This window comes from Streptomyces sp. NPDC002817, assembly GCF_053592055.1.
Map to the genome: position 1 here is coordinate 73,081 of NZ_JBSFUY010000024.1, position 17,360 is coordinate 90,440.

The 17,360-nt window shown below is 71.6% G+C and carries 16 protein-coding genes and 1 pseudogene; 13 read left to right on the forward strand and 4 right to left on the reverse strand.

Annotation, left to right across the window (positions count from 1 at the left end; all coding sequences use genetic code 11):
* Nucleotides 1-9 precede the first annotated feature (9 nt).
* On the reverse strand, nucleotides 10-972 hold the full coding sequence (locus tag ACWD3I_RS34270) for an ABC transporter substrate-binding protein (RefSeq protein ID WP_365397596.1): 963 nt from the start codon (nucleotides 970-972) through the stop codon (nucleotides 10-12).
* 348 nt (nucleotides 973-1,320) lie between these two features.
* Between ACWD3I_RS34270 and ACWD3I_RS34275 the strand changes: the two genes are divergently transcribed.
* From ACWD3I_RS34275 to ACWD3I_RS34295, 5 genes and pseudogenes are all read left to right on the forward strand, one after another.
* Nucleotides 1,321-3,714: a sensor histidine kinase gene (locus ACWD3I_RS34275; protein ID WP_365397593.1), complete on the forward strand. Its 2,394-nt coding sequence runs from the start codon at nucleotides 1,321-1,323 to the stop codon at nucleotides 3,712-3,714.
* Nucleotides 3,711-4,184 (forward strand): roadblock/LC7 domain-containing protein, encoded by a 474-nt coding sequence (locus ACWD3I_RS34280; RefSeq protein WP_365397591.1) that lies wholly within the window; start codon nucleotides 3,711-3,713, stop codon nucleotides 4,182-4,184. The genes ACWD3I_RS34275 and ACWD3I_RS34280 overlap by 4 nt, the downstream gene beginning before the upstream one ends.
* Before the next feature lie 22 nt (nucleotides 4,185-4,206).
* A complete protein-coding gene (locus ACWD3I_RS34285; RefSeq protein WP_365397589.1) occupies nucleotides 4,207-4,623 on the forward strand; it encodes a DUF742 domain-containing protein in 417 nt (138 codons plus the stop codon).
* Nucleotides 4,610-5,212, forward strand: a complete 603-nt coding sequence (locus ACWD3I_RS34290) for a GTP-binding protein (RefSeq protein WP_451084257.1) — start codon at nucleotides 4,610-4,612, stop codon at nucleotides 5,210-5,212. The genes ACWD3I_RS34285 and ACWD3I_RS34290 overlap by 14 nt, the downstream gene beginning before the upstream one ends.
* Nucleotides 5,213-5,260: 48 nt before the next feature.
* Nucleotides 5,261-5,697 (forward strand): annotated as a pseudogene (locus tag ACWD3I_RS34295) (RidA family protein); the annotation flags it as partial.
* 132 nt (nucleotides 5,698-5,829) lie between these two features.
* Here the strand turns inward: ACWD3I_RS34295 and ACWD3I_RS34300 are convergent.
* The 3 genes from ACWD3I_RS34300 to ACWD3I_RS34310 are packed head-to-tail and all read right to left on the reverse strand — an operon-like array spanning nucleotide 5,830 to nucleotide 8,323.
* Complete coding sequence (locus ACWD3I_RS34300; protein WP_365397587.1) at nucleotides 5,830-6,498, reverse strand: ABC transporter permease; 669 nt, start codon at nucleotides 6,496-6,498, stop codon at nucleotides 5,830-5,832.
* Entirely contained in the window at nucleotides 6,495-7,190 is a 696-nt protein-coding gene (locus ACWD3I_RS34305) for an ABC transporter permease (RefSeq protein ID WP_365397584.1), read from the reverse strand. The genes ACWD3I_RS34300 and ACWD3I_RS34305 overlap by 4 nt, the downstream gene beginning before the upstream one ends.
* Nucleotides 7,187-8,323 carry an ABC transporter ATP-binding protein gene (locus ACWD3I_RS34310; RefSeq protein WP_365397581.1) on the reverse strand — a complete coding sequence of 379 codons (1,137 nt, stop codon included), beginning with the start codon at nucleotides 8,321-8,323 and terminating at the stop codon, nucleotides 7,187-7,189. Before ACWD3I_RS34310 ends, ACWD3I_RS34305 begins: the two co-directional genes overlap by 4 nt.
* A gap of 326 nt (nucleotides 8,324-8,649) precedes the next feature.
* Here ACWD3I_RS34310 and ACWD3I_RS34315 point away from each other — a divergent pair, with 326 nt between their 5' ends.
* The 8 genes from ACWD3I_RS34315 (at nucleotide 8,650) to ACWD3I_RS34350 (ending at nucleotide 17,210) form a co-directional block, all read left to right on the forward strand.
* Nucleotides 8,650-9,732 (forward strand): hypothetical protein, encoded by a 1,083-nt coding sequence (locus ACWD3I_RS34315; protein ID WP_365397578.1) that lies wholly within the window; start codon nucleotides 8,650-8,652, stop codon nucleotides 9,730-9,732.
* A 15-nt stretch (nucleotides 9,733-9,747) separates the two neighbouring features.
* Nucleotides 9,748-9,954, forward strand: coding sequence for a YxD-tail cyclophane-containing RiPP peptide (locus ACWD3I_RS34320; protein WP_365397575.1), 207 nt, complete (start codon nucleotides 9,748-9,750; stop codon nucleotides 9,952-9,954).
* A 35-nt stretch (nucleotides 9,955-9,989) separates the two neighbouring features.
* Nucleotides 9,990-11,246: an FxsB family cyclophane-forming radical SAM/SPASM peptide maturase gene (locus tag ACWD3I_RS34325; protein WP_365397572.1), complete on the forward strand. Its 1,257-nt coding sequence runs from the start codon at nucleotides 9,990-9,992 to the stop codon at nucleotides 11,244-11,246.
* A 78-nt stretch (nucleotides 11,247-11,324) separates the two neighbouring features.
* Nucleotides 11,325-14,312: an FxSxx-COOH system tetratricopeptide repeat protein gene (gene fxsT / locus ACWD3I_RS34330; protein WP_365397569.1), complete on the forward strand. Its 2,988-nt coding sequence runs from the start codon at nucleotides 11,325-11,327 to the stop codon at nucleotides 14,310-14,312.
* Between the two features lie 141 nt (nucleotides 14,313-14,453).
* On the forward strand, nucleotides 14,454-14,633 hold the full coding sequence (locus ACWD3I_RS34335) for a YxD-tail cyclophane-containing RiPP peptide (protein ID WP_171147017.1): 180 nt from the start codon (nucleotides 14,454-14,456) through the stop codon (nucleotides 14,631-14,633).
* A 62-nt stretch (nucleotides 14,634-14,695) separates the two neighbouring features.
* Entirely contained in the window at nucleotides 14,696-15,832 is a 1,137-nt protein-coding gene (locus ACWD3I_RS34340) for an FxsB family cyclophane-forming radical SAM/SPASM peptide maturase (protein WP_365397565.1), read from the forward strand.
* A gap of 77 nt (nucleotides 15,833-15,909) precedes the next feature.
* Nucleotides 15,910-16,272, forward strand: a complete 363-nt coding sequence (locus ACWD3I_RS34345; RefSeq protein ID WP_365397562.1) for a CU044_2847 family protein — start codon at nucleotides 15,910-15,912, stop codon at nucleotides 16,270-16,272.
* The gene (locus tag ACWD3I_RS34350; protein ID WP_365397559.1) at nucleotides 16,269-17,210 is read left to right on the forward strand and encodes an AAA family ATPase; all 942 of its coding nucleotides are present in this window, start codon (nucleotides 16,269-16,271) and stop codon (nucleotides 17,208-17,210) included. The genes ACWD3I_RS34345 and ACWD3I_RS34350 overlap by 4 nt, the downstream gene beginning before the upstream one ends.
* Nucleotides 17,211-17,360: the final 150 nt, after the last annotated feature.

The window sequence follows — 17,360 nt, forward strand, 5'->3', positions numbered from 1 at the left end:
GGTGGGGCGTCAGGACAGTCCGGCCGACTTCAGCCAGGCCTGGGCGACGTCCAGCGGGTCCTTGTTGTCGAGCTGCACCTGGGAGTCGAGGTCCAGGAGCGTCTCCGTGTCCAGCTTGGCGGAGACCGCGTCGAGCGCGTCCACGCCCTCCTGGGAGAGGCCGGACTTGTAGGCCAGCGGGGTCACGTTCGCGAAGCCGAAGAGGTTCTCCGGGTCCTTCAGGACGACGAACTTCTCCTTGGTGATGGTCGGGTCGGTGGTGAAGATGTCCGCGGCCTGCACGGTGTTCTTCGTCAGCGCCGCCTGGGTCAGCGGGCCGCCCGCGTCGAGCGCCTTGAAGGACTTGAACTCCAGGCCGTACACGGACTTCAGGCCGAGCAGGCCCTGCTGCCGGGTCTGGAACTCGGGCGAGCCGCCGATGACCAGCTCGGGAGCGACGTCCTTGAGGTCGGCGAGTGTGGACTCCGCGGTGAGGTTGTACTTCTTCGCGGTCGCCGCGTTGACGCTGACGGAGTCCTTGTCCTCGGCGGGCGACGACTCCAGCAGCGTCAGCGTGCTGTCGAGCTTCGTCTTCACCGCGGCGTTCACCGCCTCGGCCGTCTTCTGCTCGGCCTTGGGGTCGAGGTAGGACAGCAGCGAGCCGTTGTACTCGGGCAGGACGGTGATGGAGCCGTTCTTCAGCAGGCCGTACGTGGTCTCGCGGCTGCCGATGTTGGGCTTGTAGGTGACCTTGATGCCCTTGGCCTTGAGGGCCTCGCCGTAGATGTCGGCGAGGAGGATGCTCTCGGCGAAGTTGTTGGAGCCGACGACGACGGTGTCACCGCTGCCGCTCCCCTTGTCCTCCTGGAGCGGGTCGGAGGTGTCGTCGGAGGAGCCGCATCCCGCCAGCAGGGCCGCGGTGGCGGCGACCGCGACGGCGGCTACGCCGGGATGCTTCCGGATGGACCTGCTGCGTGGGGCGTTGGAAGTCACGATTCCCGTTCCGGGCTGTGTGGGCTGATGAGAAACAAGCTCTGACACTGATCCAATCCAGCCAGTTCTCGGTCAGTCAAGTGCACCCTGGTCACCAATTGGCGTCAATGCGCGACCGGTTGTGAAAAGGCGCCAAGGTCCCGTCATCCAGGTGCCGTCCCGTTGTAACGGATTCTTGACTCAGGGTGGCATGATCGATCTTCCGAAGAGACGGTAGTCTCCGGGTCGTTGGCGTTCGGACACACTGGCGTGCCGGTGCCCCATTGGTGCATTTCGGCACCATCCGACACGATCAGAATCGGTCACGTGAGGTCTTCGCGCGCCGTCATCCCCCATGAAGGAGGCCTGGTGTCCACGAGCGAGTCGGCTCCGCCTTCGGCCCCGGGTGGCGTACGAGGCTTCGCCGATCGTCGGCCGTTCCGGCACAAGCTCAACGTGCTGGTCGGCGTACCGCTGACAGTGGTCGCGGTCCTGCTCGCCTACCTCATCACCGACCAGGTCCAGCAGTCCTCGGAGGCGGCCGACGCGGCACGGCTCGTGCGCACCAGCACCGAGGTCGCCACGCTGGTGGACCGGCTGGAGGCCGAGCACCAGCAGGCCATCCTGCTCTCCGTGCGCCACGAGGCCACCAACGACGGCGGCACCCCCTCCCAGACCCCGTACCGCAAGACGCAGTTGGCGGTGGACAACCAGGTCAAGGAGGTCCGCAGGGCCTTCGGTGACCGGCTCCCCGCGGACGAGGCCCGGGCCCTGCGGGAGATCGAGGGCCTGGAGAGCCTGCGCAACACCATCGAGCAGGCGTATCTGCCCGCCGACAACATCGACCCCGCCTACACCAGTGCCGCAAAGGGCCTGATCGACGGCCTCGGCCTGGACCGCAACACGGCCCTGGCGACCACCTTCACCGGCAACCTGCTCGACTCCCTGCTGCGCGCCGACGCCGCCCACAGCTCCTTCGAGACCGGTGTGTTCTCCGCGACGACCGGTGACTCGAACGCGCTCATCGAGTTCATCGGCGCGATCGGCTCCTACGACGAGTACACCCACCAGGCCGACCGGTTCGCGCGGTTCGCCACCGAGGAGCAGACGGAGCAGCTCGCCGGGATCGAGCACAACACCCCGCAGGCCGCGATCAACCGGCAGTTCGCCGAGCTCCAGATCGACCCCAGCTCCCTGCAGGCCGACTCCCCCGCCGAGATCCGCCGGATGTTCGGGGCGGCGCTCGACGCGTACCCCTCCTACCGCAAGCAGGCCGCGATCCGGCTGGGGATCACCACCGCACTGATCGACCAGATCGCCGACCGCGCCGACCGCGCCTCCGACGAGGCCCTGCGCAACGCCGTCCTGCTGCTGGGCCTCGCCCTGCTCGGCTTCGTCATCTGGCTCGCGTTCTCGGTGGTCGTACGCCGCTCCGTGGTCCGGCCGGTCCAGGCCCTGACCCATGCCGCGCAGCAGGTCGCCGAGGACGCCGAGCGCGAGCTCGCCCGGGTGGCCGACGACGACGCCGAGGACGACCGTCCGGCGCAGCTGCGGGAGATGCCGGCCACGGCACGCGACGAGATCGGCGATCTCGCCGAGGCCTTCAACCATGTGCAGACCACCGCTGTCGCGCTCCTGGAGCGTCAGGTGCTCAGCCGCCGCAACGTCGCCGAGATGTTCGGCAACGTCGGCCGCCGGGTCAGCAACCTGACCACCCGGCAGCTGGCCCTGATCGACGCGGTGGAGCGCGGCGAGACCGACCCCGAGCTCCTCGAACGCCTCTACAGCATCGACCACATCGCCGTCCGCCTGCGCCGCAACGCCGACAGCCTGATGCTGCTCGCCGGCATCCGCGAGACCGTCCTGGACGCCGGGCCGATCGCGCTGACCAACGTCGTACGGGCCGCGCTCGGCCAGATCGAGGGCTTCCGGCGGGTCCAGCTGCTCGCGCGGACCGAGGTCGCGGTGGCGCCCGACATCATCGGCGACCTGACCCTGATGGTGGCCGAACTCGTGGAGAACGCCGTGTCGTTCTCGCCCGCGGACAGTCCCGTCGAGGTGTTCGTGCAGAACTCGGCCGAGGGCGCGGCGATCGTGGTCGCCGACCACGGCCTGGGCATGGACCCCGAGCGGCTCGACGAGGAGAACGCCCGTATCGTCCGCCGTGAACGTCTCGACCTGGTGCCTTCGAAGGTGCTCGGCCTCTTCGTGGTCGGCTCGCTGGCGCGTCGCTGGGACATCGATGTCGCCCTGTCCCGCACCCCGGGCGGCGGTGTCACGGCCGAGGTGACCCTCCCGCAGTCGCTGCTGCTGACGGCGGCCGCGGTGCAGCCGGCGGCACCGACCACACCGGCGGCGGCCACGGACGACTCGGGCCCCCGGCCACCGGTCCCCACCGACGAACACGACGGACCCCTCCCCCGCCGGGTACGCCGCGAGGAGGACCCGGCCGCTCCGGACGGCCTGCCCTTCATCCCCAAGGCCCGCGCCGAGGAACCGGCACCCTCCGACGACGCCCCCGGCACCGCCCGCCCTCTGCGCCGCCGCGTCCGCGGAGCCACCCTGCGCACCACGGCCGACGCCGCCCCCGCGAGCACCCGCCAGGCACCCCGCCCCGCCGACGCGGAGGCCGTCCGCAGCGCCCTCGATGAGTTCGAGGCCGCGGTGGAACGCGCCCATCGCGACAGCGACACGGAACAGACCCCGCACCAGACCCCCCGCAAGCACGACCAGAACCACCTCCCGGAAGGAGCGGATCAGTGAGTACGTCGACAGGTGATACTCCGACGGGAAACACACCGGCCGAACTGAAGGCCGCGGCAGCCGACTTCACCTGGCTGTTGAATCGTTTCGCCACCGAGACCGCGGGCGTCGTGGACGCCATCGCCGTCTCCTCGGACGGACTGCTCATCGCGGTCTCCGAACTGCGTGAGCAAGCCGACTCCGAGCGCCTCGCGGCGATCGTCTCCGGCATCACCAGCCTGGCCGCCGGCGCGTCCGGCAACTACGGCCTGGGCGGCCTCAACAAGGTCATCATCGACCTGGAGGGCGGCCACGTCCTGGTCTCCGCCATCGGCAGCGGCGCCGTCCTCGGCGTGGTCACCGACAAGGAGGCCAAGCTGGGCAACATCGCCTACGAGATGACGCTGTTCGCCAATCGGGCGGGCAGCGCGCTCAGTCCCCAACTGGTGCTGGCGCTGAAGAACAGCGTCGGCTCCCCGTCGGCGCTCTGACCGGGACCGGGACGGACACGCCATGGCGGACGGCTCCTCAGCCCCGGGGCAGGACCCGGTCGGGCCCGCCTCCGCCGTGCGGCCGTTCCTGGTCACCGCCGGCCGGGTGGCGCCCAGCGCAGCCGGCCGGCCGATGCCCGTGGAGACCCAGGTGGTGGCCACCGTCGAGGGTCTCGACGCGCTCGGCGGGCTCTCCTTCGAGCAGCACGACATCGTCGCCGCCTGCCGCCGGCCGCAGTCCATCGCGGAACTCGCGGCCCGGCTGCGGCTGCACCTCAACGTGGTCCGGGTGCTCGCCGAGGACCTGCGCGCGGAGGGGCAGCTGACGGTGCACGTGCCCGACTCCGACGACACGCACGACGCTTCCGTCCTGCGAAGAGTGATCGATGGCCTGCGTGCCATCCCCGACTCCCGAGGGGTACTCCGTGACTCCGACTGAACCGGCCACCCTCCACGGGTCCGGTCCGGCAGCCGCCGTGCGGCCACCGCTCCCGGTCAAGATGGTGATCGCGGGCGGCTTCGGCGTGGGCAAGACCACCGCCGTCGGCGCCATCTCCGAGATCGAGCCGCTGACCACCGAGGCGGCCATCACGGAGGTCGCGGCGGGCGTGGACGACCTCACGCACACCCCGCGCAAGACCACGACGACGGTCGCGATGGACTTCGGCTGCATCACCATCGACCCGACCCTGAAGCTGTATCTGTTCGGCACGCCCGGGCAGGAGCGGTTCGGCTTCATGTGGGACGACATCGTCGAGGGCGCGCTGGGCGGCCTGGTCATCGTGGACACCCGCCGTCTCGACGACTGCTACGCCGCGGTCGACTACTTCGAGCACCGGCAGATCCCGTTCGCGGTGGCCGCGAACGCGTTCGACGGCAAGGTCGAGCACACGCTGGAGGAGGTCCGCTGGGCCCTCGACGTCGCGGACCACGTCCCGGTCGTCATCTTCGACGCCCGCGAGCGCGGCTCGGTCCGGGACGCCCTGCTCGTCGTACTCGAACTGGCCCTGGCCCGTACGGAGAGCTGACGCGGGGCCCCGGAACGGGCGGGCCGGCACGGGGGTTGTCCCCCTGACCTGAGCCACGACGAGCGCACCATCACCAACCCGCCCGCCCTGCACGACCCGACGCCCTTCGGCTACAGCCACGCCGTCTCGGCGCCCGGCGAACTCGTCTTCGTCGCGGGGCAGTACGCCTCCGACGCCACCGGCACCCCGGTGCCGGGCGACTTCGCGGCGCAGGTGGAGCTCGCCTTCGACCGGCTGCGCGCGGCCCTGGAGGGCGTCGGTCCCGGTTTCGAACACGTCGTCCGGCTGGGCTCGTTCGTCGTCGAGCACGACCTCGCCAAGCTGGGGACTCTCGGCAAGGCCTGCACGCCCTCCCCCCTCTCGGCTTCGCTCGAGCGGGAGGTGCCCCCATCGGCGACCTGCTCCCGGCCCAGACCCTCAGCGGGGTCGCCGCCCTCGCACCGCCGGGCATGGTCTTCGAGGTGGACGCGGTGGCCGTCCGGCCGGTCCGCCAAGTGCTCCGCTGGAAGTGCCGCGATGGGTTTGCGGTTCGCCTGCGGCGGCGTCGTGGCCGGTCGCGCGGTTCCCCGCGCCCCTTCCGGGCGCTGCCGAACCGTGGTCGACTCCGCCCGGACTGCTCAAGCGCTCCGGCGCACTCCCCTGGACACGGTGGCCCTTCCCACCGCCCAGAACACCGCCAGTGTGAGCAGCGCCAGTCCCGCGACGAGCGTGGCGCCGCCGACGACCTTCTCGTAGTTGCGTTGGTAGAGCCCGTCCACGATGTAACGGCCGAGGCCGCCGAGGCTGACGTAGGCCGCGATGGTCGCCGTGGAGACGATCTGGATGGCTCCGGAGCGCAGGCCGCTGAGGATCAGCGGGAGCGCGGCCGGGAGTTCGACGTGGAAGAGGACCCCGGCCTCGCTCATGCCCATGCCCCGCGCGGCGTCCACCGAGGAGGGGTCGACGGTGCGCATCGCCTCGTACGTGGTGACCAGGATCGGCGGGATGGCGAGAATGACGAGCGGGGTCATCACGTTGACCAGGCCGAAGCCCACCAGCAGGGTGAGCAGTACCAGCAGGCCGAAGGTGGGCAGGGCCCGCCCCGCGGTGGCGATCAGGGAGAGGACGGTCCCGCCGCGCCCGTAGTGGCCGGTGACCAGTCCGACCGGCATGGCGATCGCGGCGGCGATGAGCAGCGCCTCCAGCGTGTACTGGAGGTGCTCCGCCACCCGCGTGGGGATGCCGTCGTAGCCCTGCCACTGGGCGCTGTCGTTGAAGAAGTTGCCGATGTGGGTGAGCAGGTTCACCGTGCTGCCTCTTCCAGGACGGGGGCGGCCTTGCGCTTCCCGCGCTGCGGGCGCGGCATCCACGGCGTCAGCAGACGGCGCAGGAGCACCAGCGCGGCGTCGGCGAGGATCGCGAGGGCGGCCATGGACAGCACGGCGTTCACGGCGAGTTCCGGCCGGTTGTAGATGGTGGCGTCGTTCAGCAGGTTGCCGAGGGCGCCCTGGTTGCCGATGAGGGTGCCGACGCTGACGAGGCTGACGCTGGACACGGTGGCGACCCGCAGCCCCGCGATGATCGCGGGCACGGCGATGGGCAACTGGACCTGGACGTACCGGCGTACGGGTCCGAAGCCCATGGCCTTGGCGGCGGCGAGGGTCTCCTGCGGGACCGAGCGGACGGCGTCGACGACGGCCGGGACCAGGACCACGAGGCTGTAGACGGTGAGCGGGATCATCACCGTCAGCTCGGTCATGCCGGTGTAGTCGATGAGCAGCACGAAGAAGGCCAGCGAGGGGATGGCGTAGAGCACGGTCGTCACCCACAGCACCGGCGGGTACAGCCAGCGGAAGCGCACGCACAGCTGGGCCAGCGGCAAGGAGATCAGCAGTCCGGCGAGCACCGGCAGCAGGGCCTCGCGCAGATGCAGCCCGACCAGGCCCAGCCAGCTGTGCTGGAGGTCGCTGGGGATGTCGAACATACGGTCCCAGTTCATCCGGCGACCTTCGCGTCCGTACGACCCTGCGCGTGCGCACCGCGGATGGCCTCCGCGATGGTCTGCTGGGAGACGACCCCGGCGACCTTCCCGTCGGCGTCCACGGCGACCGCCCACCCGGTGGGCGACAGCACCGCGCAGTCCAGCGCGGCCCGCAGCGAGTCGGTGCCGGCGACGAACGGCCGCCCGTGCGACAGCAGTCGGCCGACCTCGACCTCGCCCGCCGTCAGGTGCTGCGGCTCGCTCCAGCCGAGGGGCTTGCCGTCGGTGTCGGTGACGAGGAGATAGGGGGCGTCCGCGATGTCGCGCGCCCGCTCGGCGATCTGCTCGGCGGTGGCGTCGACCGCGACGACCGGCCCGGTCGACAACTCCAGCCCCGCGGACGGGAAGAAGGAGAGGCGCCGGATGCCGCGGTCGGCGCCGAGGAAGTCCTCGACGAACGCGTCGGCCGGGCTCGTCAGCAGCTCGGCGGGCGGCGCGTACTGGGCGAGCCTGCCGCCGGTGCGCATCACGGCGACCATCGTGCCGATCTTGACGGCCTCGTCGATGTCATGGGTGACGAAGACGATCGTCTTTCCCAACTCCTCCTGGATACGGAGGAGTTCGTCCTGGAGTCCCTTGCGCACCACGGGGTCGACGGCGGAGAACGGCTCGTCCATGAGCAGTACCGGCGGGTCGGCGGCGAGCGCCCGGGCCACGCCGACGCGCTGCTGCTGGCCGCCGGAGAGCTGGTAGGGGTACCGCTTGGCGAGCGCGGCGTCGAGTCCGACCCGCTCCATCAGCACACGGGCCCGTTCCCGGGCCTTGTCCTTGCTCCAGCCGAGCAGCCGGGGCACGGTGGCGATGTTGTCGATGATGGTGCGGTGCTGGAAGAGGCCGGCGTTCTGGATGACGTAACCCATGGACCTGCGCAGGGTGTTCACCGGCTGCCGCAGGATGTCCTGGCCGTCGAGGAGGATGGTGCCCTCGGTGGGTTCGACCATGCGGTTGATCATGCGCAGAGTGGTCGTCTTGCCGCAGCCCGAGGGGCCGACGAGGACGGTGATCGAGCGGTCGGGTATCTCCAACGAGAGCCGGTCGACCGCCACCGTGCCGTCCGGGTACCGCTTGGTGACTGAATCTATCCGTATCAAAACGCCGAATACCCTTCGGGTCTGGCCGAGGTGGACCGCTTTCGGCCGTGGTGGGACGGGCCGTTGCGGGTGAGTCTAGACCGACGGTGTCGACGCACTTCAGCGGGCACAATCCGCCGGAGCGGCCGGAAAGCACTGTTGACCGGGCAGGGCGCGCGTACTGTCATGGAGTTCGCACGCATCCGACCGTCCATGACGAGGAGCGCGACGTGAGTGAGCGGCCCAGCGCCTGTCCGGTGCGGTGCCCCGTCGCGCGTCCGCCGTACGCGAGTGACCGAAACGGTTCGGCTGCGCCCGTCTTCGTCCGCCGGGCCCGGTGAGCGGCCGTGGCCTCCGGCGGAGCGGCCGCGGGCGGCGGTTCCCGAATACCCTCCTCCCTGCCCGGCCGGCCCGGGTTCGATCCGGCGGTGCTGGCCCGGGGGCGGCTGCTGCTGGCGCTCGCCGACGACGCCCGGGGGCGTGACGCGGCCGACGAGGCGCGGACACTGGCGCTGCGGGCGGCGGCGGACTTCGAGAGCGGTGTACGGCTCACCGGCCGGCACAGCGCCCCCTCCGCCGTGCGCTGCCGGGCCCTGCTGGATCTGGCGGAGGCGCGTGCCGTGGCCGCCGGTGACACCGGGCATCCGGGGGTCCTGGAGGCGCTGGAGCGGGCGGTGGAGGCGGTCCGCGACCAGGGCCCCGCGTTACGCGTGCCGGCCCTGCGCCGGCTGGCCGAGGCGCACACGGCCCGCTACCGGCACACCGCCGAGGCCGCCGAACTCGTGGCCGCCGACGGGTACTTCACCCAGGCCGAGGCCCTGCTGGACCGTGACGACCCGGAGCGGGCGGAGCTGCTCGCGGGCCGAGGCGAGGTGCTGGTCGCGCGGGCCGAACGGGGCGGCGAGCTGCCGGTGGCCACCGATGCCGTACGGGTGCTGCGGGCGGCGCTGGCGCTGACGGCCGACAGTGATCCCCATCTGGCCGACCGGCGGCTTCTGTTCGGGCGGGCGCTGCGACATCATCACGGCGCGGGCGGGACGCCGACCGATCTGCACGAGGCCGAGTGGGTGCTGGCCCGCGCGGCCCGGGGCGCGCGCGACGACCGTACGGCGGCGCTGGCGTGGCTGGAGCGCGGCGACGTACTGCTGACGCTGGCCGGGGACGCCGGGGCGCCCGAGTGGCTGGACCTGGCGGCCGATTCGTACCACCACGGCGTACGGAGTGCGGAGCGGGCCGGTGAGCCGCTGCTGGCCGCGCGGGCGCATCACCAGCGCGGCGTGGTGCTGGAGCGGACGGCGGGACCGGAGCACGCGCTGGAGTCGTACCGGACCGCCTGGGCGCTGTGGCAGCGGGCCGGGGCGGCGCAGGGGCCGCAGGCCCGGTCGACGTTCGAGCGCATGACCGCGCTCGCCGGAACAGGCAGACGGTGAAAGGGAGTGTGCAGGGTGACGGAGCCGACCGGACGGGACGGACATGCGGGGACCCCGCTCCCCGAACTCCCCGACCGCACAGCCGTCGATCTGGCCGCGCTCCGCGCCCGGGTCGACCACCCCGTGCTGGGCGCGGTGCTGGCCACACTGCTGGCCCGGTCGTGCGACGCCGACGGCGGCCTCGTGGCGTATCACGAGGACTCCCCGGGGGTAGAACGGTAGCGGCGGCACGGGGCCGCCCAGGGGGAGGCGACGCTGTGCAGACCGCTTCGGACGACAGCTTACGGATCGCCCGGGACCGGGAGTTCGCACCGTGGCCGCACGCCGAGCTGGACGTGGCGGCCCTCAGACGTGCCGGACAACGCCCCTTCCCTTTCCGTCAGTTCGTCCTCAAGGTGCACAGTCGCTGCAATCTCGACTGCACCTACTGCGTCATCTACCAGGGCGAGGACGCCAGTTGGCGCGGCCGGCCGGCACGGGTGTCGCCGGGGGTGATGCGGCAGACGGCCCGGCGGATCGCCGAACACGCCGTCACCCACGGGCTGTCCGAGGTGCGGATCGACCTGCACGGTGGGGAGCCCCTGCTGTCCGGCGCCGACACCGCCCTGCAGTACACGGCCGCCGTACGCCGGGCGCTGCCGGCCGACGTCGCGCTGCGGGCCACCGTGCAGAGCAACGGCACGCTGATCACCGACCGGACCCTGGACCTGCTCGCCGACGCGAACATCCGGGTCGGGCTGAGCCTGGACGGCGGCACCGCGCACCTGAACGCCCGCCGCGTGGACCATGCGGGGCGGCCGTCGTGGCCGGCGGCGGAGCGGGCCGCGCGGCTGCTCGCGGACCGGCCGGAGCTGTACGCCGGGATCCTGTGCGCCATCGACGTCACCAGCGACCCCGGGGAGGTGTACTCCTCGCTCGCCGAGCTGCGCCCGCCCCGTCTCGACCTGCTGCTGCCGCACGCCAACTGGTCGAGCCCGCCGCCGGGCCTGCCCGCCCGCACCCCGGGGGCGTGGCCGGCCGTGCCCACTCCCTACGGCGACTGGCTGGCCGCCGCCTTCGACCTGTGGTGGGACGGCGCGCCCGACGGCTCCCAGCCCCGGGTGCGGCTGTTCACGGAGGTCGTGGCGCTGCTGCTCGGGGTGCCCAGCACCACCGAGTCGATCGGGCTCTCGCCGACCTGCGCGGTGGTCGTGCACACCGACGGCTCGGTGGAGCAGATCGACTCCCTCAATCTCGCCTACGACCACGCGACCGCCACCGGCCTCGACGTCTTCGGGCACGCTTTCGACGAGGCGCTGGACCATCCGGGGATCGTCGCCCGTCAGCTGGGCGTGGCGGGTCTCGCGGACGAGTGCCGGGCCTGCCCGGTGGGCCGGGTCTGCGGGGGCGGCAACTACGGGCATCGCTACTCGCGCGGTACGGGCTTTCGGCACCCGTCCGTGTTCTGTGCCGACCTGGAGCGCCTCGTACGGCACGCGGCCGGGCGGCTGAGCGCGGTGATGCCCCCGGATTGAGCAACGTATCGCTTAAAGTGCACGCGAAACCGACAAAAACGTCATTCTATTGATTTCGGTGTAAGGGGAGACGGTCGGATGGCCGACAGGTCCAAGGGCGCCGAGTCCCACGAGCACTTCACCATCAGCTACGCGGGATTCAACCGGCCCTGGGCGACGTGGATCGCGCACCAGCTGGAGCAGCTGGGCCACGAGACGACCCTGCTGCGCTGGGACCCTCCGCTGCGGATGCCGCTCGCCGAGGCGCTGGGCAATCTGCTCCAGGCACCGGGCCGGGTTCTGCTGGTCCTGGACGACTGGTACTTCTCGCTGGGCCCCCGCTCGGACGCCGAGTGGACTGAGGCGCTGCACGAGGTGGTGCCGGCCCATGTGGACCGGTTCTCCGCGGTCAGCGTGGCGACGAGGGCGCTGCCCGCGACGGCCGCCCCGCTGCGCCCGGTCGACCTGCGCGACCTGGACTCGCGCGAGGCCCGCCGCCGTATCCTGCGCCGCCTGGACTTCGAGGCGTCCGCCGAGCCCGCCGCCCCGTCCGGCACCGCCGCCCCCCGCTTCCCCAACGACCCGCCGTCGGTGTGGAACGTCCCGCGCCGCAACGTCCGCTTCACCGGCCGCGACGCGATCCTGGAGGAGCTGCACACCCGCTTCGAGCGCGGCGGCCGCAGCGGTGCGCGGGTGGCGCTGCGGGGCATCTCCGGCGTCGGCAAGAGCCAGATCGCCAACGAGTACTCGCACCGCTTCGGCAACGACTACGACATCGTGTGGTGGGTCGGCGCCCGTTTCCGCGCGCCCGCGCGCGAGCAGTTCGCGCAGCTCGCCCCGCGGCTCGAACTGCCGGTCGGCCAGGAGCTGGGCGAGCGGATCCGCGCGGTCCACGAGGCGCTGCGGACCGGGACGCCGTACAAGAGGTGGTTGCTGATCCTGGACTCCGCGGACGACATGGAACAGATCGAGGATCTGCTCCCCGAGGGCAACGGCCATGTCCTGATCACCACCCTCACCCAGGACTGGGCGGCCTCCGGCAATGTCACCGAGATCGAGGTGCTGCCCTTCCGGCGGCCCGAGTCCGTGGCCTACGTCCGCCGGCGCGCCCAACGCCTGAACGACACCGAGGCCGACCAGCTCGCCGACGCCGTGCAGGACCTGCCGCTGCTGCTGGCACAGACCGCGGCCTGGCTCGACGCCAACGCGATGCCCGCCAAGGACTACATCTCGATGATCCGGCGCGGCGAGGCCAGCCAGATCGGCATCCGGATCTCCTCCGACTACCCGATGGGCTTCCAGACCAGCTGGTCGATAACTCTCAACACGCTCCAGGAGAACAACCCCGAGGCCGTGGAGCTCCTCCACCTGTTCGCGCTGTTCTCCCCGGACGCCATCCCGGTCCGTCTGATGCAGGCCGCCCACCCCTCCGACCTGCCCGACCACCTCGCGGCCCTGGCGGGCGACCCGATCCGCTGGCACACCGCGCTGCGCCGGCTGTCGGAGTCCACCGCGGTCCGTCTGGACTACGTCGAGTCCTCCGACGCCGAACCGGCCGTGGACCGCGTCTCCATGCACCGCCTCTACCACAGCTTCCTGGTCAGCACCCTGACCGAGGACCGCCGCGACGCACTGTCGACGATCGCCTGCACCCTCCTGGCGGGCGCGGACCCGCGCCGCCCCATCGACACCCGCGAGTGGACGCGCTACGCCGAGCTCATCCCGCACCTGGAGACCGCGGGGGCACTGGACAGCCCCGACCCGGTGGTGCGCCAACTCGTCCTGAACTGCATCGAGTACATGCGGGTCCGAGGCGAGAACCGGGCCGCCCTCAGACTGTGCGAGCAGGCCGTCACCCGCTGGCGGACCCGGCTCGGTCCCGACGACCGGGACATGCTGATCCTGATCCACGACCACGCCAACATGCTGCGCCGCAGCGGCCGTTACCTGGAGGCGGAGGCCGTCGGACGCGCCGTCCTGGACCAGCTCGCGGAGACCCGGGCCGACGACGACCCCGACCTGCTGCGCGCCAAGAACGGCCTCGGCGGCACCCTGGTGTCGCTGGGCCGCTACGACGAGGCGCACGACATGTTCAAGGAGTGCGTGCAGGCGTACACCAGCACCCTGGGCGCGGACGCCCCGCGTGCCCTCCAGGACCGCGGCAACCTCGCCGTGGTCACCAGCCTGCTGGGCCGCTACAAGGAGTCGCTGGAGCTGCACCGCGACATCCTGCTGATCCGTGAGCGGCTGCTGACCCCGCGGCACCATCTCACCCTGCGCTCGGGCATGTTCTACGCCTGGATGCTGCGCCTCCTCGGCCGCTACGACGAGGCGACGTCACGCCAGGAGCTCAACGTCCGTGCCCACCGCAACACGATGGACCGCTACACCCCCCAAACCCTGTTCGCCGAGCACAACCTGGCGCTGTGCATGAGACGCAAGGGCGATCTGCTCGGCGCCGAGTCGCTGATGCGCAGCGTGGTCGAGCGGTTCGTGCAGCGGCAGGGCCCGAACCACCCCGACTCCCTGCTGGTGCAGGCCGACTTCGCCACGTTCAACCGCGAGCACGGCAACCTGGAGCAGGCCCGGGAGTCGGCCGAGGGGGTCGCCGAGCAGTACGCCAAGCTCGTGGGCCCGCACCACCCCTATGCGGTGGGTACGGCGGGCAATGTGGCGCTGGCCCTGTGGGAGTACGGGGAGCGCGACGAGGCGCTCAGGATCGCGGAACGGGCGCTCATGGACATGCGTGCCGCGGTCGGCCCGTCCCATCCCTGGGCCCTGGGTGCCGGACTCAACGCCGGGGGCGCCCGCAGCCTCGCCGGCGACGAGGAAGGCGCGGCCGAACTGACGCGCGCCGTACTGGAGTCGGCGCGCACGACCCTGGGCGAGACCCACCCCCTGACCTTGTCCGTCAAGGCGGCCCTCGCCTCCGACCTGCGGATACTGCGACGCGGGCAGGAGGCGTCCAAGCTGGAGCACGAGGCGCTCCAGCAGCTCTCCGACACCCTGGGCGCCCAGCATCCCCACACCCTCTCGATCCGCCGCCGGGAACGGCCCTACTGGGACTTCGAGCCGCTCCCGACCTAGGTCACAGCTCGGCGCTAGCACCTCGTGGGAACTTGCCTGGTGGGGTCTCAGCCGGGCAGCATGGGCCGGGCCTCTCGTCAAGAGGCTGGTCGGCCGTCCTGAGAGGTGAGTGTGCGGGGTACAGACGAGGACAGGCCGCATGTGGCTGGAGTACGGGAGCCGGGCGCCGAACTGCCCGACCTCACCGATCTCGACCTGCTGGCGCTGTCCCGTGAGTCATCGCATCCGGTGCTTGCGGCGGTCGCCACGGGCCTGCTGCCCCGCAAGCTGCGCGGCGGCCCCGCGATGGCCTTCTACGAGGACGGTCCGTATCAACTGTGACCGCGCGGTGGCCTCTTGAGACACTGGACGTCGCCGGATTACGGCGGTCCGGTGTACGGGCCGTGCCCTTCCGGCAGTTCGTCCTGAAGGTCCACAGCCGCTGCAATCTTGCCTGCGGTTACTGCTACGTCTACGAGGGCGCCGACAGCAGCTGGCGGAAGCGTCCGCTGGCGGTGCCCGCCGGGGTGGTCCGGCGTACCGCGGCACGGATCGCCGAACACACCGCGACCCACGGACTGTCCTCCTTACAGCTCAACCTGCATGGCGGAGAGCCCCTGTTGGCCGGGGTGGACACCCTGGTCGGCTATGTCACCGCCGTGCGGGAGGCCGTCGGCGCGGGCTGCCGGGTGGACGCCAGCGTGCAGACGAACGGCACGCTGCTCACCGAGGACCGGGTGCGCCGGCTGGCCGGCGCCGGGATCGACATCGGGGTGAGCGTGGACGGCGGCACCCCGTGGCTGAACCGGCACCGCGTCGACCACGCCGGGCGCTCGTCCTGGGCGGCGGTCTCGGCCGGGCTCGAGGTGCTGCGGCGGCATCCGGACGCGTACGCCGGGATCCTGAGCGTGATCGACCCGGACTCCGACCCCGTCGAGGTGTACACGTCGCTCACCGCGCTCGACCCGCCGTCCATGGATCTGCTGCTGCCGCACGCCAACTGGGCGCATCCACCGGCCGCGACAGGACCCCACCCCTACGCCGACTGGCTGATCCAGGTCTTCGACCTCTGGTTCGATTCCGCCGAACAAGCCGTCCCGATCCGGCTGTTCCGCGAGATCATCGGGCTGCTGCTCGGCCTGGACGGCGGGGCCGAGGCCGTGGGGAACTCACCGATGGTCGCCGTGGTCGTCGACACCGACGGGGCGATCGAGCAGGTGGACTCGCTGAAGACGGCCTACGAGGGTGCGCCTGCCACCGGACGCGACGTCTTCCGGCACTCCTTCGACGACGTCCTGGACCATCCCGGCGTCGTCGCACGGCAGTTGGGCCGCCGGGCCCTGTCCCCCGAGTGCCTGGTGTGTCCGCTGGCGGCCGTGTGCGGCGGGGGCAACTACGCCCACCGCTACCGCGCCGACGAGGGCTTTCTGAACCCCTCGGTGTACTGCGCCGACCTGGAGCGGCTGATCCGGCACATCGCCGACCGGGTACGCCGTGCCGCCGACCTCGGGACGCCCTCGGGGACGATCGACAACCGCTGAGCACAAGGCTGTTGAGCGAGCCGGGAACGGGGAAGAAAAGCACAGGGATCCGGCTCGCAGGACGGGGGAAGTGCTGCATGACGATCGTGACAGGGGTGGCGGCGGACGGCCGGGACGGGCCGGTGTACGTCGAGGTGGACGGCGTCGTGGCGACGGGCGGCGTCGACGACGTGTACCGGGGGATCGACACCCGGGGCCCCGCCGACCGGGTGCTGGAGGTGGCACGCGACGTCTACGCCGACGGTCTCGACCTGGCCCGGCGGTGCGCGCGGCAGGCGGCGGAACAGCTGCACGACCTCGGTGAGGGGCTGAAGCCCGACGAGGTGGAACTCCAGCTGTCGATCAAGCTGGACGCCGAACTCGGCGCGGTGCTGGTGAAGTCCGGGGCGGAGGCACAGCTCCAGGTCACGTTCCGCTGGAACACGGGTGGAACCTCGTGACCGGTGGGACCGCCGGCTCCGGGATCCACATCCTGCCGTACAGCTATGTGGTCGGACAGGCCGAGCTGAAGCTCGCGCTCGAACTGAACTACATCGCGCCGCGGATCGGGGGCGTCCTCGTCAGCGGGCAGCGCGGGACCGCCAAGTCCACGGTGGTGCGGGCGTTCTCGCTGCTGACCCGGGGAGAGCTGCCGGTCACCCTGCCGATCAACGCCACGGACGACCGGGTGCTGGGCGGGTGGGAGCTCGACGCGCTGATGCAGGGGGTGGCGCGGACGCAGCCGGGGCTGCTCGAGGAGGCCGGCGAGAAGGGGATGCTGTACATAGACGAGGTCAATCTGCTGGACGACCACATCGTCAACATCATCCTCGACGTCGTCTCCACCGGGGTGCTGTCGGTGCAGCGGGAGGCCATCGACACCGTGCGCAGCGTCAGCTTCGGTCTGGTCGGGACGATGAACCCCGAGGAGGGCGGTCTGCGGCCGCAGTTGCTCGACCGGTTCGGGCTGATGGTCGCCGTGTCCGAGCTGGACCAGGAGGCGCGGCGGGCGATGGTGCTGGCCGTGCTGCGCTTCGACGACGAGGCCGGGACGGAGTCCTCCTGGCTGGCGGACGGGCTCGCCTCGGACGACGTGCTGCGCGAGCGGCTGAACGCGGCGCGGGCGGCCGTGCAGGACGTACGGCTGAGCGAGGACATCGCCAAGCTCTGCGCCGACGTCGCCACGCAGTTGCGGGCCGTGGGGCACCGCGGTGAGGTGGTCACCGCCTGGGCCGCCCGAGCGCTGGCGGCCTTCGAGGGCACGGACGAGGTCACCCCCCACCACGTACGCGAGGTGGCTCCCCTCTCCCTCCGCCACCGCCGCCCCGAAGCGGCCCACGGCGGCCCCGTCGAATGGACACCGGAGGAGTCGGACCTGCTCGACGGGCTGCTGGGATGACGACGGCGCCGGCTTCCGCCGGGGTGGCACGGTGTGCCGCGACGATGACGGCCGTACGCGGGTGGGCGACCTCGGCGTGCGGGCCCCTCCTGCGGACGGCGGCATCCTCCGCACCCGAGCGCGGTGCCGCGATGACGGGCCCCGTGTGCC

Excerpts from the sequence above, each read along its gene's own strand:
- ACWD3I_RS34285 (WP_365397589.1), top strand. The coding sequence starts at position 4,207 with ATGGCGGACGGCTCCTCAGCCCCGGGGCAGGACCCGGTCGGGCCCGCC.
- ACWD3I_RS34305 (WP_365397584.1), bottom strand. The coding sequence starts at position 7,190 with ATGAACTGGGACCGTATGTTCGACATCCCCAGCGACCTCCAGCACAGC.
- fxsT (WP_365397569.1), top strand. The coding sequence starts at position 11,325 with ATGGCCGACAGGTCCAAGGGCGCCGAGTCCCACGAGCACTTCACCATC.
- ACWD3I_RS34345 (WP_365397562.1), top strand. The coding sequence starts at position 15,910 with ATGACGATCGTGACAGGGGTGGCGGCGGACGGCCGGGACGGGCCGGTG.